Source organism: Methylobacterium sp. Leaf361 (assembly GCF_001424445.1).
GTDB lineage: Bacteria > Pseudomonadota > Alphaproteobacteria > Rhizobiales > Beijerinckiaceae > Methylobacterium.
In genome coordinates this window covers 20662-36979 of record NZ_LMPY01000020.1, presented here as the reverse complement: position 1 = coordinate 36979, position 16318 = coordinate 20662, and the positions used below count along the sequence as shown (strand labels likewise).

Sequence of the window (16318 nt, the reverse complement as noted above, 5' to 3'; positions counted from 1 at the left end):
TTGTGTTTGCCCCCTCAGACCGGCACGACGCCGACGTCCGTCTGCGGGAACTTCTTGATGACGTCCGCGGGTATGTTCAGGTGCGAGGTCACCATCAGCGGCGGCGTGTGGGTGAGCCAATCCGACAACGAGATGTCCTGATACTCGGGCGCGCGGAACACCTCGAGGAAGACCAGATCCTCGTCGCCGACGTTCTTGATGTAGTGCCCGAGGTTCTTCTGAATGTAGCCGATGTCGCCAGGGCCGAAATTGGTCGTGGCAGCTTTTGGCCCCGTGTTGAACACGGTCATCTGAGCTTTACCCTTGAGATAGTACTGCCACTCGTCGGCGTTCGGGTGCCAGTGCATCTCGCGCATTCCGCCGGGATTGACGGTGACGAGGGCGGCGGCGACGGTCGTCGCGGCCTTGAAGGTCGTGCTGTCGACGACCTGAACCTTCCCGCCCTTCGTCTGCTTGGTCACCGGCCCGCTCGCCATCTTGAAGGTGAACGGGAACGGCGGGTCGCCCGCCGATCTCCACGGGCGGCCTGCTGATCGGCTGAGAGCGCCCCGGGCAGCTGGCTCTGGAAGATGTACAGGTCGTGCAGGGGGATGTTTTTAAAAGTATCGGCCGGCACGCCGAAGTTCAACGCCAGCACATCCGGCGGCGTGTGCGTGAACCATTCGTTCAGGAGCAGGGTGTCGAACTCTGTCTGGTTTCCGTCGTCGAAGCACAGGAGGAACTGCGCCCCGTCGGGGCCGAGACCCTGCAGGGAGTGCGGGTAGCCGGCCGGGAAGTACCAGAGGTCGCCCGCACTGACGTCGGCCACGTAGGGGCGGCCCTTCGGGTCGAGGATGGTGATGCGGCAGGTGCCGTAGGTCACGTAGGCCCACTCGGCGGCCTGATGCCAGTGCATCTCGCGGATGCCGCCGGCCGCCAGCCGCATGTCGACGCCGGCGATGGTCGTGGAGATCGGGAAGTTCTCCTGCGTGACCTCACGCGCCCAGCCGCCGTTCTGGATGCGCCGTTGGGCGTTGTTGAACGTCGCCCAAAACTGCGGCATCGATCCGACATCGGTCGGGGGCGGGCTGATGGAGGTCGGGAACAGCCCGGACAGGGTGTCGTTGTGCGGACCCGGGATCGTGAGGCTGCCAGGATTGTCCTTGGCGTTGATCGCGCCCTGAGGCGGCTCGTCGGGATTGCCATAGGACGCCGCCATGGCGTTGGTCGCCGCCATCGCCACGCCGGCGACGCCGCCCGCGGCCAGAATGCTTCGTCTCGTCATCTCGTCCATACGCTTGATCCCCGTTGCGGTCGCTGATGCGCGACGTCCGCCGCGGCGGAGACTTCCACCGGTAGCGGTGATGGCGATGCGGATCGGCCTGCCGGCCGCGACTTCATGCACTTGATAGCCGGATCGCGATTGCGTTTCCTCAAGCAACGAGTCCACGCATTCGAATCGATATAAAGTACATCTTCGTCGTATCGAGTGTCGTCTCCGCGGAGATCGACGAACCGATAGCTATGGCGATTCCGAGAAGAACGATATCATAGAAATCTATGACGCGACCCTTGGGAACCGAGCGCCATATCCGAGTGATTATCCTCCCCACACATTCAGCCCCCGCCGGAAGAAACCTCCGCAATAGATCCACATCACGCCGCGGATGGCATCTGGCGAATCGACCGGTAGGACAAATCCTCATGAGCCGATATCATAGAAATCTATGACGTGACTTCCGCGGCCTGAAGACTAGTGGCCGCCTCGGCAGCAGGCTGCGGGCTGCGCCTCGTTAATTGGCCTGAACGAGTTTGTTGCGGCGTATGCCGGATACGAGCCTTTCACAGAAAAGCCACAGCGCTCCATCGGCTTTAAAAAATTCATAACAACAAATATTCACCAGACTGATCCATAAATTGACGATATAACTATCACATATATAATACTCAAAAGCTTCATCGGCGGCAGAACCAACACTTCATGAGTCGCAAATGGTCCTATACTAGCAACACGATAGAACTCTGTTCATGCTATAGTCCTCCGCGACGACACTCGTCCCGACGCCTTCAGCATACACCAAATCGTCGGACCCAGATATCATAGAAATCTATGATGCGACTTCCTGCGACAAAGAACTAGTTCCATTCGGCGGGCCCGTTGGGCAGCGCGGCCGCATCCGCCCTGCGCATGCATAGGCATGGCGTGCGGCACCTGAAGATTATGATACGCAGAGGGCATTGGCATGAGCGACAGCCGCCCCCCGCTTCCGCCGTTCACCCGCGAGACCGCGATCCAGAAGATCCGCGGCGCGGAGGACGGTTGGAACTCCTGCAATCCCGAGCGGGTGTCGCTCGTATATAGTCTCGATAGCCACTGGCGGAACCGAGCTGAGTTCGTCAACGGTCGCGCAGAGATCGTCGCGTTCCTAACGCGCAAGTGGCGGGAGGAACTCGACTACCGGCTGATCAAGGAGCTCTGGGCCTTCACCGATGCACGCATCGCGGTCCGCTTCGCTTACGAGTGGCACGACGCAACGGGCAATTGGTTCCGCTCCTACGGGAACGAGAACTGGGAGTTCGACGATCACGGGTTGATGACCCGGCGGCTCGCCTCCATCAACGACCTGCCGATCAGGGAGGGCGAACGCAAATTCCACTGGGATCGCTCGGGGCCGCGGCCCGACGGCCATCCCGGCCTCTCCGACCTCGGCCTTTGACCCCTCGGATCGGGAACGACAGGAGCCGCTCTATGTCGTACGCGACCGCCCGGGACGGGACTGCGATCTACTACAAGGATTGGGGGCCGAAGTCGGCTCAACCGATCATGTTCCATCACGGCTGGCCGCTGTCCTCCGACGATTGGGACACCCAGATGCTGTTCTTCCTGAAAAACGGCTACCGCGTCGTCGCCCATGATCGGCGCGGCCACGGGCGCTCGGACCAAGTCAGCGATGGTCACACCATGGACCACTATGCCATCGACGCCCTGGCCGTCGCCGAGCATCTCGATCTGCGCGATGTCGTCCACATCGGGCATTCAACCGGCGGCGGCGAGGTCGCGCGCTACGTGGCCAAGCATGGCCAGCGCCAGGGCCGCGTCGCGAAGGCCGTCCTGATCAGTTCGGTGCCGCCCCTGATGTTGCGGACAGCCTCCAATCCCGCCGGCACGCCGCTCGCGGTATTCGACGGCTTCCGAGCCGCGCTCGCAGCCAACCGGGCGCAGTTCTACGTCGACGTCGCCTCCGGACCCTTCTACGGCTTCAATCGCCCCGGCGCGCAGCTGTCCCGAGGCGTGGTCGAGAACTGGTGGCGCCAGGGCATGTCCGGCAGCGCCAAGGCGCAATACGAGTGCATCAAGGCGTTCTCGGAGACTGATCAGACCGAGGACCTGAAGTCGATGGCCATTCCGACCCTCGTCCTGCATGGCGAGGACGATCAGGTGGTGCCGATCGATGCCGCCGGTCGGCTCTCGGTCCAGTACGTTCGGAACGGCACGCTGAAGACCTACCCTGGCTTTTCGCACGGCATGACGACGGTCCACGCCGACGTCATCAATCCGGACCTTCTCGCCTTCCTGCGAAGCTGACGGCGGCCATGACGCACTCGTCGCCATCCCACTGTTCGAACATCTGGAGGACGACGGCATGAACGCCATCGTCCTGGTCGCTTTACGCCGGCCTTACACGTTCGTGGTACTGGCGATCCTAATCCTGCTGTTCGGCGCGCTGGCCATCTACAGGACCGCGACCGACATCTTTCCGCCTATCAAGATCCCCGTCGTCGCGGCGGTGTGGACCTATACGGGCTTGCTTCCTGAAGACATGTCCGGGCGGATCATCTACTACTACGAGCGCACCCTTACGACGACCGTGAACGGCATCGAGCACATCGAAAGCCAGTCCTACTATGGCAGCGGTGTCGTCAAGATCTTTTTCCAGCCGGGAACCGACATCGCAGCCGCTCAGGCGCAGGTCACGGCGGCATCCCAGACCATCCTGAAGGTCGTCCCAGCCGGCAGCACGCCGCCGAGCATCCTGGTCTACGACGCCTCGTCCGTCCCGGTCCTCGATCTTCAGGTGTCGGCCGAGAACATGACCTCAAGCGAGATCTACGACCTCGCATCGAACGTCATCCGTCCCGCGCTGGTATCGGTGCCGGGCGTCGCCCTCCCCGCCCCCTACGGCGGCACGCAGGAGGTGGTCCAGGTCGACCTCGATCAGGCCAAGCTGCTCGCCCACGGCCTCAGCGCCGCTGACGTGGGTACCGCCCTGGCTGCCCAGAACATCGTCCTGCCCGCCGGCGACCAGAAGATCGGGCCCATCGACTACATGGTCTTCACCAACTCGACGCCGGTCGAGATCGCCACCTTCAACGACCTGCCGATCAAACAGGTCGGCAACGCTGTCGTCTACCTGCGGGATGTCGCCTACGTCCATCGCGGCGGCCTGCCCCAGCAGAACATCGTGGTCGTGGCGGGCAAGCAGTCCGTGCTCATCGAGGTCCTGAAGACTGGCGATGCCTCCACGCTCGCCGTGGTCGCGGGAGTCAAGGCCAAGCTGCCGGGCCTCCTCAAGACACTTCCTGCGGGAGTCTCGATCAAGCCGCTCAACGACGCGTCGAGTTTCGTCCGGGCCTCGATCGCCGACGTCGTCCAGGAGATGGTCACCGCCGCGCTGCTCGCCGGCACCGCAGTGCTGGTCTTCATCGGCAGCTGGCGCTCGACTCTGATTGTGGCGACATCGATCCCGCTCTCGATCTTGAGTTCCATCGTAGCGTTGTCCTGGGTCGGGCAGGACATCAACGTGATGACGCTCGGTGGCTTGGCGTTGGCTGTCGGCATCCTAGTCGACGACGCCACCGTGATGATCGAGAACATCAGCGCCCATCTCGAACACGCCGAGAAGGACGGCGGACCGGTCGAGCTCACCGACGCGATCGTGGCGGCGGCAAATCAGATCGTCGTGCCGACCTTCGTGTCGACGACCTGCATCTGCATCGTCTGGCTGCCGCTGCTCCAACTCGGCGGCATCGCCGGGTACCTGTTCCTGCCGCTGGCCGAAGCGGTCATCTTCGCGATGATCGCATCCTTCATCCTGTCGCGAACCCTGACGCCGACGATGGCGAACTTTCTGCTGCGCGGCCAGATCAAGGCGCAGCAGGCAGCTCTTCAAAGCGGTGCTCGACCTGGCGCGTTCACGCGGCTGCAGAAGGGCTTCGACGCGCGGTTCGAGCGTCTCCGGAGCGCTCACCGCGACTTCCTGCAGGGATTGGTGGCCGCACCGCGGATGTTCGTCGCCCTGTATCTGTGCGCAGCGCTTGCGTCCCTAGGTCTGGCTATCGTCATCGGACAGGACTTCTTCCCCGGCATCAAATCGGGCGAGATGAGCCTCCACGCCCGCTTTCCTGCCGGTACGCGCATCGAGGTCTCGGCCAAGGACGCGGTGCTCGTCGATCAGGCCATCCGGGACATCCTGCCACCCGGTCAGGTGACCGGCGTGCAGGCCAATTGCGGCCTGCCCATCAGCGGCATCAACCTCGCCTATGGAGCCACAGGCACCGTCGGCTCGCAGGACTGCGACTTCACGATCTCGCTCGCCGATCAAGCCTCGCCCGTGGCCCACTACCGGGTCGTACTGCGCGACGGTTTACGCGAGAGGTTCCCCGGGACCACGTTCAGCTTCCTGCCGGGCGACATCACCGCCCAGATCCTGAACTTCGGCCTGCCCTCGCCGATCGACGTCCAGATCAACGGTCGCGACCTCGAGGCGAACTTCGCCTACGCGACGAAGCTTGCGGGCCGCATTCAGCAGATCGCCGGCAGCGCGGACGTGCGCATCCAGCAGATCATGGGGCAGCCCTGGCTCCGCGTCGCTTCACGCCGCAGCCTCGCCTTGGGGACGGGGACGACGGAGTCCGACATCGCCCGCAACACTCTGGCGACTCTGTCGGGCAGCGGCCAGACGGCGCCGACCTATTGGCTCGATAAGAAGACCGGCATCGCCCACCTCGTCAACGTGCAGACTCCGCAGAACGAAGTCGAGGACATCAACGACCTCCAGACGATCCCGGTCGATCAAGGCAACGGCAATCCCGACAATCGGGAGCCGCAGATCGTCGGGGCGCTCTCGTCGATCGACCCGACGGGGACACCGGGCGTGGTCTCGCATTACGACATTATGCCGGTGATCGACATTTACGCCACCACAGAGGGGCGCGATCTCGGCGGCGTGAGTCGGGACATCCAGGCGGCGATCGACGGCCTCGCATCCGACCTGCCGCACGGAGCGACCGTCGCCGTCCGCGGACAGTCGGCCACCATGTTCTCGGCCTACACCCAGCTGATTGCCGGCCTCGGCCTCTCGATCGTGCTGATCTACCTCGTCATCGTCGTCAACTTCCAGTCCTGGCTTGACCCGTTCATCGTGATCTCGGCTCTGCCGGCCGCCCTCGCCGGCGTCGTGTGGGACCTGTTCCTGACCGATACGAGTCTGTCCGTTCCAGCCCTGACCGGCGCGATCATGTGCATGGGCACGGCGACGGCGAACACGATCCTGGTGGTGGCTTTCGCCCGCGACCGTTTGGCCGAACATGGGAACGCGGCTCTGGCCGCGACCGAAGCGGCCTACGAGCGCATCAGGCCTGTGCTGATGACCGCCATCGCGATGGTCGTCGGCATGATCCCGATGTCGATGTCCAACACGACCAACGCACCACTGGGCCGGGCGGTGATCGGAGGACTGATCGTCGCGACGGTGACCACCCTGGTCTTCGTGCCGTGCGTGTTCACGCTCCTGCATCGCGGCAAGTCTTCCCCACAGGAGAACCCATGAGCACCGGACGGACGTTCCGCATCGTGGTTGGCATCGGCGCCGTGACGGCGCTCGGCTTCGCCGGCTACGGCGTCTGGATGCGTCGCACGGCCTTGGAGCACCTGCAGACCCGCGCCACGGATACGGCGGTTCCACGCGTCTCGGTCGTGTCGCCACAGCACGGGTCGCCGACTCAGAGCTTGACGCTACCGGGACAGATCGAGGCTTGGAACGAGGCGCAGATCTTCGGGCAGGTGAGCGGCTACGTGAAGAACTGGTTCAAGGACTACGGCGCCGGCGTTTCCGCCGGCGAGGTCCTGGCCTCGATCGAAACGCCGACGCTCGACGCCCAGTATCAGCAGAGCTTGGCCAAGCTCAGGGTAGCCCAGGCACAGTACAACATCGCGGCGTTGACGGCCAGCCGCTACAACCAGTTGACTGGCACGGCCGACATCGCGCAGCAGCAGATCGACGACAAGAACGCAACCGCCCTCGCCGCCAAGGCAGACGTGGCGGCCGCGCAGCAGGAGGTCGACAACTACAAGGCCAAGCTCGGCTTCAAGGATCTGAAGGCACCCTTCGCCGGGATCGTCACGGCACGGCGGATCAACGTCGGCGACTACATCGACGGCGAGGGCGGCCAGTCGACCGCGAACAAGCAGGAGCTGCCACCCTACGCCGTGGCGGACATTCACAAGCTGCGTGTATTCGTCTCGGTACCGCAGGCGTTTGCCAGGATCCTGAAGCCGGGGCTCACCGCCGAGGTCAGATTGCCAGGCGGCACCGCCGCCGCTGTCCCCGTAAAGTTCCTGGCCCAGGCCGGCAAGGTCGTGCAGTCGACGCGCACGATCGTGACCGAGTTCGAGATCGAACATCCCGACGGCACGCTGGTCCCGGGTGCCTTCGTCGATGTGACGATGACCTTCCCGAACAACCCAGGAATCCTGGTCGTGCCTTCGCAGGCACTTCTGTTCCGGTCGGAAGGCATGCAGGTGGCGGTAGTCGAAGGGGACGATCGCGTGCGCCTGCGGAAGGTGACGCTCGGACGCAATCTAGGCCTGACCGCGCAGGTGACGTCTGGCCTGAAGCCGACGGACAGGATCGTCTCCGATCCGTCGCTGGGCCTTCTGGACGGTCAGTCCGTGAAGGTCGTTCCGGGTGCGGCCGGCTACCAGAACGGCCAGAAGCCTTCGGCTTCTCCGACTCCGGAACATTCGTCGAAGACGTCAACTGCGACGCGCTAGGAGGCCATCATGCCGATCGTCGGCAAGCTTATCAGTCCCGCCCTAATGGTCACCGTCCTGACGGGCACCGTCGCCTCCGCCGACGAAGCGCCACGCTACGACATCGAGGCGATCTGCCGCGGGGTTCCGAACCTGATCCCGGGCACGAATGCTGACAAGAGCTGCATCGCGGACGAGACTCAGGCGCGCACACAGGTCGCGCAGCAATGGTCCGGCTTTGACGAAAAGCGCCGCCGGGAGTGCCTCGCGGAGAACCAGATCGGTGGACCGCCGAGCTACGTCGCCCTGCTGAGCTGCCTTAAGCCGTAACTCGCCGAAAACCTTCCGATCACGGAGAACGCCGATGCACACCCGTCTGACATGCACCGTTCTGATCCTCGCCGGGCTCGTCGCTGCTTCGACATCTGCGGAAGCGCAGGGTCCGGCCCAATCCTACCTGTTCGGTCAGAAGCGATTCAAACACGCCTGCCGCCCCCCGCTCAAGTACGCCGCCGGAGCATGCGTCCGGCACTGTCCGGCCGGATATCGGCACGTCGCGCCGGGCTACTGCCGGATGATGCAGGGCGGCTGGTAGCGGCGTCCCGACCACAGTGTCGAAGCTGAGATACGAACTATGACCAACGCCATCCCGCCGATCGGCTTCGCGCTCTCCAATGGTTGCCGGATCACGCATGGAAGCGCCGCCAACGTGAAGAGCCCATTTAAGGCCATTCCGCTCGTCATGCACGAGCTTTACCCCGGTGGCACCTATCCAAAGCCGACGAGCGCGCGCGGGCAGTTCGGCTTCATCCCCTTTCATCACGAGCTTCGCCTGCCGCGACACGTGCACGTGACGATGGCCGAGCGGGACGAAGATCGGCGTCTCCTGGCCGAGCGCATCCTGGTGACGGGCGGAGTCGGCCTCGTGGAGCTCAACGGCGAGATCTACGTCATACCCGACGGTACCCTCGTCGACATCCCCGAAGGGATCCCCCACACTTGGACCGCCTGCCCGCCTGGCGTCGTGCTGCCCGACGGCACCGAGACGACCGGGCGGTTCATGATGGTCTACGATTATGCGGAACCGACGAGCTTCTTTCCTGTGAAGGGTACAGGCACGCTCGCCTCGATGGCGGACTATGTTGGCTACGACGGCGAGTTCGCGGACATCTGCTTCCCGGCTCTGACGGCGGAGCAGGTGACGAGCGAGGCCGCCTTCGTCTGGAACGGCGGCCTGATCCACGGCGATCGAGCCTGAGGCCGACGGGCATTCGTCGGATCGCGAAGGACGATCTTTCAGCCTCGTGAAGCGGAGCAGCTTCGCAGTCGTCGAAGTGTCGGCCTGTATCAGATTTCGACACGAATTGGGATCATAGATTTCTATGATTGCCCACATCGGATCTGCCTGAAACTATCCCGCACCAGGCGGCCAGTCCGCTCGTCAACCTCGTCGGGTTCTCCTCGCCCTCAACCCCCGCCGAGGTGGATTTCTTCCCGAAGACTCAACCTTGCCCCGCAGGCCATCAGCCTGCGGGGTCCTTCATACACGATCGAACTGGTTCTCGATCAGACCGGCTCAAGCCGGCGGCCCAGTCGATGCTCGATCATGCGGGGGTACATCATGTCGAACACGGCACGCTCCTTCGGCTTGGCCGGGTTGCTCCTTGTTTCCTGCTCGGCGGCAGCTCTCGCACAATCGGTCACCGTGCCGGGCGAACAGGTCGGCCTTTCTTTCGCGCCGGCTCCGGAGGGCGTCTACGCGCTCAGCACCTTCAACTGGCATCGCCTGGACGGCCCGGATCAGTCCCAGGTCGGCGTCAACATCCCGATCCTACTCTGGTCCACGCCCTGGAAGGTGCTGGGCGCGCGGATCGAGCCAGTTCTGGCCACACCGACCTTCTTCCAGAACACGAATAATCCAGCCGGTGTGCCGAATAGGGACATCAGCTGGAATGTCGGGACATTCGTCGGCAGCATCTTTGCCTGGGACCTCGGCAACCATGTCGGCGTCAGCTACATCGTCGGCGCCTACCTCAACGACCTTGACGCCAACCGCGGCTCGACGTTCACGGGATCGTTCGGCAACGGGCGGCCGAACGGGGCCTACACCCTTAATCAGCTCGCCTCGACGGTCATCCGCAACGAAGTAGTCGCCAACTACACCGGCGACGGTTGGACGCTCGCGGCAGCGCTCACCCACAACTTTCCAGTGGATGCCGTCGGCCAGTTCGGCGGGGCCGTCGGCCGCGCCATCGGGCCGGTGACGATCGCGGATGGCCTCAATCTCGACCTCACGGCCACGAAGACCTTCGACAAGTTCGAGATCGGCGCCATCGGCTACGGCACCACCGATCTACCTGTGAGCACTCGAGACATCATGCTCGGCGGCAATCAGTACGTCCGATCGGGACGCTTCGCGCTCGGCGGCTTGGTCGGCTACGACTTCGGCGCGTTCAAGCTCCAGTTCTATGTCGCACGCGACGTCGCGACCCGAGCGGTCGATACACGCGGCCGCGAAGCCTACCAGACCGACGGTTGGTTCCGGATCAGTACGACCCTCTACACCGCGCCCAAGGCTCGCGCAGATCTAGAACCGCTGATCAGCAAGCCATAGATTTTTTCGGCATATGATCGAATGATCGCAGGATCTTTGAATCATTCGCGCACATCTAATCTCGATTTTTCGCAGATTAATTGCGTAAATCGCTCTTTTCATCGCAAGCGTTAGATGTACGACTGGAGCGCTTCATGAAATCAGCATCATCATTCCTATTGACATTATGCACGTGGCTTCTGTTCGCAAATTTGGCCTTTGCAGCTGGTGACATCTCGACAGCTGATCAAGCGAGCGGCGATGAGAGATCGAGTGGCGGCGCAAATTCCGCCAACAATCCCGTAGAGCCACGTTTCACGCTAGAATACTGGAACTACTACTCCCCGGTCCTGAATAACTTAGACGGAACTGCCGAGAACGGCTTAGGTCGGATCCTGATCCCGTTCAAGATCGGCGACGTACAACAACATTTCCATATCATACCGCCCATCACCACCAATCCAACGGCCACGAGAGGACAGCGCACCGGCTTGGGCGACATGCAGATCTACAACTTTTCTCTCGGGAAGTTCGATTTCGGGCTCCCGGAGAAAGTCACGCTCGGCATAGGTCCCCTCATCGCCCCGGTCACCCACACCAGTCCGAACCTCGGCCCTTCCAGGGTTCAAGCTGGAGCTGCGGGCGTCATCGTCGCCCCACAACCCTGGGGCCTCCTTGGCGTATTGGCGACGTATCAACATACGCTATCGGGACCGGACGCGCAGCTCATCACGGTTCAACCGAACATCTTCATCAACCTGAAGGATTCGTGGTATCTCAGATCATCCGGCATCATGCGCTTCAATACAGGCAATCATACCTCGTACATCCCGGTCGGCTTCGGTCTCGGTAAGGTCATTCAGCTCGAGAACGGCTACACGCTCAACACCTACATCGAAGCTCAACCGTCCGTGTACAAGTCCGGCGTGGGAGCACCCGCCTTTCAGATCTTCACCGGCATCGAGCTTCAATTTCCGACCGAGCTCACCAGTGGTCTGAAGTTCTAGGTGGCTGGCCCCGATATCGCTCCGCCCGGAGAGCTACTCCATGCACGACAAGATGCCGTGACTGACGCGCTACACGGCAGCAGAAAGATAAGCCGATCCACAATCGCCGAACGGCTGGCTGTGGTTGTACTTCGTCACTTCTGTAAGTTGAAGGCTCCGATGCAGTGATCGAGTGCGTCGTTTGAGAACCGCCAACCCGGCGAGAGCCGGGATCGTTGCGCGGTTTGGCGGCATCGTTACAGGATAGGTCAAGCGGACGTTGCCCGAGGAGCAAGCCTCAGGATCCACTGAGGGATCGCGTGAGCCGGAGGGTGGTAAGCGCACTGCGCGCTGGCCGTTCCTTTTAGCCGGCGTAATCGTGGTCGTCTTCGTCGGTGGCGTGCTGTGGGTCATCTTTAAGCCCAGGCCGGACGTGTGGACCGATGATGCCTACGTGCGCGCGCACTATGCGACGATCGCCCCGCGGGTTTCGGGACAGATTGCCGACGTCAGAGTAGACGACAACGACCTCGTAAAGGCCGGCGACGTGCTCGCGGTGCTCGACCCGCGCGACTACGAGACGGCGGTCGCCGCCGCGGAGGCGCAGGTCGAGCGCGATCAAGCCCAGTCCGGAGACATCGGCGCCACCATCGACCGCCAGCCGGCGCTAATCGAGCAGGCCGCGGCCGAGGTTGACGCCGCGCAAGCGCGCCTCGGCTTCGCGGAGGCCGACGCACGCCGCTACGAAAACCTTGCAACCTCAGGGGCCGGGACCGGCCAGCAGCGGCAGCAGGCCGATACGACGCTGAAAGCTAGTCGGGCCGCCCTGCGCAGCGCGCAGGCGCAGCTCGACGCGAACAGGCGGCAGCTCGAGGTTCTGAGAAAGCAGCAATCTGCGTCGGAAGCGGCGATCAAGGCGGACAGAGCGCGGCTCGGGCAAGCCAAGCTCAATCTCGGCTACTCCCGCATCGTGGCTCCCATCGACGGCATGGTGGCCGCCCGCTCGGTTCAGGTCGGCAACGTGGTGGCGCCCGGTGCGACGCTGATGACCGTGGTGCCCCTGCAGCAGGTCTACATCGAGGCCAACTACCGCGAGGTCGATCTGATCCATATGCGCACCGGGCAGCCGGTGACGATCCACGTCGACGCCTACGACATCGACCTGCGCGGTCGGGTCAATGCGATCCCCGCCGCCAGTGGAGCCTCGTTCGCACCCATCGCCCCCAACAACGCGACGGGCAACTTCACCAAGATCGTGCAGCGACTGCCGGTGAGGATCGTCCTCGACGCGGATCAACCGTTGGCGAAGCTGCTGCGCGTCGGTTTTTCTGTCGAGACCACCGTCCACACCGGACTCGAAGACGTGGTCGCCGAGCAGGCCCACGACCCACGCGCGGTGACGGGGCGATGACCATGCCGCGGCCGAGTGGCATCAGACTTTGCCGGGCGCTCGTAATGTCGAGCATTGCGTTGTCGAGCCTGACGTGTCTCTCCGGCTGTGTCGTCGGGCCCGTCTATCAACCGCCGATCGTGCACGTGCCCGAGCGCTGGGGGCCGGAGCCGGTGGCATCGAGCCCGACCGTGCAGAGCGACTCCGTCGACCATCGGTGGTGGCGGGGGTTCCGCGATCCCCTGCTCGTGTCTCTGGTCGATCGCCTCGGGACACAGAACCTCGATCTTCGGACCGCCTACGAGCGCGTGCTGCAGAGCGAGGCGCGGATCCGGATCACCGCGGCGCAGGGCCTCCCGAAGATCGAGGGCGTATCCCAGGAGACCTACAATCGGCAGAGCCCCAACGGCCCTCTCGGCCTGTCCCAGAAGGCGCCCGGCGCGCAGCTCGACTACTGGCTCTACGCGGAAGGGCTGACCGCATCCTGGGAACTCGACTTCTTCGGCCGCGTCCGACATGCCCTGGAAGCGGCCGACGCCGAGACGCTGGTGGCCATCGAGGCCCGGCACGGAATAGCGCTGGCGGCGCTCGGCGACCTCGCCGAAGGCTACCTGAGCCTTCGGGGCGTGCAGGCTCGACTCGCCATTGCCCGACGCAATCTGTCGCTTGCGGAGCAGGACGTCGTACTGGTGCAGAGCCGCTTCGCCAACGGTGTAGCCAACACCCTCGACGTCGCGCAGGCCCGGGCGCAGCAGGCGACCATAGCGGCGGGCATCCCGCCGTTGCTCGCGCAACAGGCCGAACTCATAAACGCGATCGGTATGCTACTCGGTGAGGAGCCGCGTGCGTTGGAAGCCGTGCTGCGGCCGGCGAAGTCGCTGCCGCGCGTGCCGCGCTCCATCCCGATCGGCCTGCCCGTGAGCCTGCTTGGCCGGCGCCCGGACGTGCGTGAGGCCGAGGCGCGATTGCGGGCGGCGGTCGCCCGGACCGGTGTCGCCGTCGCCAGCTTCTATCCGAGCGTGTCGCTGATCGGTATGGTCGACGTCCAGTCGTTGACGCTTGGGCGGCTGTTTAATCTCGCCTCGACGGCGTGGCAGGTCGGTCCGTCGGTGACGATCCCGATTTTCGAGGGTGGACGGCTCAAGGCGAACCTCGAGCTGCGCGAATCCGAGGGCCGCGAGGCGGCCGTGTCGTTCCAGAAAGCGGTTCTGACGGCGTGGCGGCAGGTGGACGACGCGCGCACCGCCTACGTCCACATCCAGCAGCGCCGCGCGCGGCTCGCCGAGGCGGTTACGCAGAACCAGATCGCCCTGACGAGCGCCCGGCAGCGCTACACGGAGGGTGCCTCGGACTTCCTCAACGTCAACACGGTCCTCGGTCAGCTGCTCCAGAGCCAGAACGACCTCGCCGAGGCCGAAGTGCAGACTACGACGACGCTCGTGCGGCTCTACCGCGCGCTGGGTGGCGGCTGGGACATTGTCGACACGTCCGCTGGGGTCTCGCGCTCGTCGTCTACCGGTCCCCCGTTCGCCATCCCGACGTTGCTCGACGGTCTGGCGAGCGAAGCCGTGGACCTGCGCCCCGGTGGGACGGCACCACGATGACCGTCAGACCTCTGCTCGGGCTCCTCGGCGTGCTGGTCGCCGTGATGGCCGGCGACACCAACGATCAGGTCACCGCGCTCGCGCTGGCCGACATCCGCGGCGCGCTGAAGATCGGCCACGACGCGGGCACGTGGATCGACAGCCTCTACCTGTCGGCGCAGCCCGTCGGCATGGCCGTGTCGGCGTGGTTCATGGTGACGTTCACCCTCCGGCGCTGGGCCCTCGCGGTCATCGCTCTGGTCGGTACGACGAGCACCCTGCTGCCCTTCAGCCCGAACATCGAAGCGGTCTACGCCCTGCGGATCCTTCAGGGCTTCGCCGGTGGCTTGATGACCCCGCTCCTCATGAGCACGGCGCTCGCCGTCCTCGGGCCGCCGATCCGCCTCTACGGATTGGCCGTATACGCGCTAACGGCGACGTTCGTTCCGGCCTTCGCGCCCACCGTGAGCGCCTTCTGGTCCGACGTGGTCCACTGGCCGCTTCCGTACTACCAGGGGCTGCCGCTCTGCACGCTCGGAGCTCTCCTGGTCTGGTACGGCGTCCCGCCGGACGATCCGAAATATGAGCGGTTCCGGCAGTTCGACTGGCGCGCCCTGATCCTGATCGCGATCGGGATCGGCTCGCTGACCACGATGCTCTACCAGGGCAATCGCCTGGACTGGTTCAACTCCGAGACGATCTGTGTTCTCGCCCTGGTCAGCGCAGTCTGCATCCCGCTCCTGCTTGTCAACGAGTGGTTTCACCCGCTGCCCTTCATCAAGCTCCAGATGCTGGGCCGCCGCAACTGCGCCTACGGCACGTTCGGTCTATTCCTCTTCGTCGTCATCGCGTCCGCGGCCGGTCCGGTGCCCATGCAGTTCCTGACCGAGGTCGGCGGGATGCGGCCGCTCCAGGCTCAAACGATCGCCCTGACGATCGCCCTGTCTCAGCTCGTCCTGCTCCCGGCAATGGCGCCGCTGCTCGATAACCGCATCGTCGACGCGCGGCTCGTGAGCCTCGTGGGGCTCTCTCTGATGGCCGCGTCGTGCCTCGGGTGCTCGTACGTCACCATCTACTGGAACCGCGACCAGTTCTACCTGTGGCAGGCTCTGCAGTCGGTCGGTCAGGCGATGGTGATCATTCCGTTGCTGATGATGACGACGAACACGGTCCGATCGAAGGAGGAATCGCCTTACCTCTCGGCATTGGTGAACTTCCCACGGTCGGTCGCCGAAGTCGTCGCCGTTTGGCTGCTCGACCTGATCCAGCGGCTGCGCGGCAACCTCCACTCCGAGCGCATCGTCGACCAGCTCGGCCTCGATCGCTGGCGCTCGATCCAGGGCGCGGGCGTCCTGCCGCAGCACCCGCCGCCGCTACGTGCGGACGGGTCGCCCCGTGCCCCCGGCAGTTTGACCGACTTCGCGGACGCTGTGCGTCAGCAGGTCGAGATCCTCACGATCGCCGACACGTTCCGCATTCTTCTCGTTCTGACCTTCGCCATGATGCTGCTGGTCCTCGTACTTCCCGAGCGCACGCTTCCACCGCGTCTGCTCTTCGCGGAGCGCCGGTGATACAAGATCAAGGCACGATCGAACCGATGGGGCTGTCTGATCAAGAGAAGATGGGCTTGCGAGCCGAGGCCGCACGCGAGGCCGCGTCCGATGACGCTCGTATCGGCTGGCTCGCCGGTCAGCTCGCGGGCTTGCGCAAACAGATGCCGCTCGCGCTGCGGTTCACGCGTGGCACGGCGCATGG

Annotated in this window: 12 protein-coding genes and 1 pseudogene; 12 read left to right on the top strand and 1 reads right to left on the bottom strand. The window is 64.1% G+C overall.

Annotation, left to right across the window (positions count from 1 at the left end):
• Nucleotides 1–14: 14 nt before the first annotated feature.
• Nucleotides 15–1273, bottom strand: a pseudogene (locus ASG32_RS15060) (cupin domain-containing protein).
• 949 nt (nucleotides 1274–2222) lie between these two features.
• Between ASG32_RS15060 and ASG32_RS15055 the strand changes: the two are divergent.
• The 12 genes from ASG32_RS15055 (at nucleotide 2223) to ASG32_RS15005 (ending at nucleotide 16134) form a co-directional block, all read left to right on the top strand.
• Complete coding sequence (locus ASG32_RS15055) at nucleotides 2223–2696, top strand: nuclear transport factor 2 family protein (protein WP_056527537.1); 474 nt, start codon at nucleotides 2223–2225, stop codon at nucleotides 2694–2696.
• A 32-nt stretch (nucleotides 2697–2728) separates the two neighbouring features.
• Nucleotides 2729–3565 (top strand): alpha/beta hydrolase, encoded by an 837-nt coding sequence (locus ASG32_RS15050; protein ID WP_056527534.1) that lies wholly within the window; start codon nucleotides 2729–2731, stop codon nucleotides 3563–3565.
• A 58-nt stretch (nucleotides 3566–3623) separates the two neighbouring features.
• Entirely contained in the window at nucleotides 3624–6809 is a 3186-nt protein-coding gene (locus ASG32_RS15045) for an efflux RND transporter permease subunit (protein WP_056527531.1), read from the top strand.
• Nucleotides 6806–8032, top strand: a complete 1227-nt coding sequence (locus tag ASG32_RS15040) for an efflux RND transporter periplasmic adaptor subunit (protein ID WP_056527528.1) — start codon at nucleotides 6806–6808, stop codon at nucleotides 8030–8032. The genes ASG32_RS15045 and ASG32_RS15040 overlap by 4 nt, the downstream gene beginning before the upstream one ends.
• Before the next feature lie 9 nt (nucleotides 8033–8041).
• Nucleotides 8042–8341 (top strand): hypothetical protein, encoded by a 300-nt coding sequence (locus tag ASG32_RS15035; protein WP_056527525.1) that lies wholly within the window; start codon nucleotides 8042–8044, stop codon nucleotides 8339–8341.
• A gap of 34 nt (nucleotides 8342–8375) precedes the next feature.
• Nucleotides 8376–8606 (top strand): hypothetical protein, encoded by a 231-nt coding sequence (locus ASG32_RS35115; RefSeq protein WP_082557897.1) that lies wholly within the window; start codon nucleotides 8376–8378, stop codon nucleotides 8604–8606.
• Between the two features lie 39 nt (nucleotides 8607–8645).
• Nucleotides 8646–9269 (top strand): hypothetical protein, encoded by a 624-nt coding sequence (locus ASG32_RS15030; RefSeq protein WP_056527522.1) that lies wholly within the window; start codon nucleotides 8646–8648, stop codon nucleotides 9267–9269.
• 348 nt (nucleotides 9270–9617) lie between these two features.
• The gene (locus ASG32_RS15025) at nucleotides 9618–10625 is read left to right on the top strand and encodes a transporter (RefSeq protein WP_244491976.1); all 1008 of its coding nucleotides are present in this window, start codon (nucleotides 9618–9620) and stop codon (nucleotides 10623–10625) included.
• A gap of 134 nt (nucleotides 10626–10759) precedes the next feature.
• A complete protein-coding gene (locus tag ASG32_RS33910; RefSeq protein ID WP_157861977.1) occupies nucleotides 10760–11611 on the top strand; it encodes a hypothetical protein in 852 nt (283 codons plus the stop codon).
• A 358-nt stretch (nucleotides 11612–11969) separates the two neighbouring features.
• Nucleotides 11970–13001 (top strand): HlyD family secretion protein, encoded by a 1032-nt coding sequence (locus tag ASG32_RS15015; RefSeq protein WP_199866125.1) that lies wholly within the window; start codon nucleotides 11970–11972, stop codon nucleotides 12999–13001.
• On the top strand, nucleotides 12998–14584 hold the full coding sequence (locus tag ASG32_RS15010; RefSeq protein ID WP_056527513.1) for an efflux transporter outer membrane subunit: 1587 nt from the start codon (nucleotides 12998–13000) through the stop codon (nucleotides 14582–14584). Before ASG32_RS15015 ends, ASG32_RS15010 begins: the two co-directional genes overlap by 4 nt.
• Nucleotides 14581–16134, top strand: a complete 1554-nt coding sequence (locus ASG32_RS15005) for an MFS transporter (RefSeq protein ID WP_056527510.1) — start codon at nucleotides 14581–14583, stop codon at nucleotides 16132–16134. The genes ASG32_RS15010 and ASG32_RS15005 overlap by 4 nt, the downstream gene beginning before the upstream one ends.
• Nucleotides 16135–16318 lie beyond the last annotated feature (184 nt).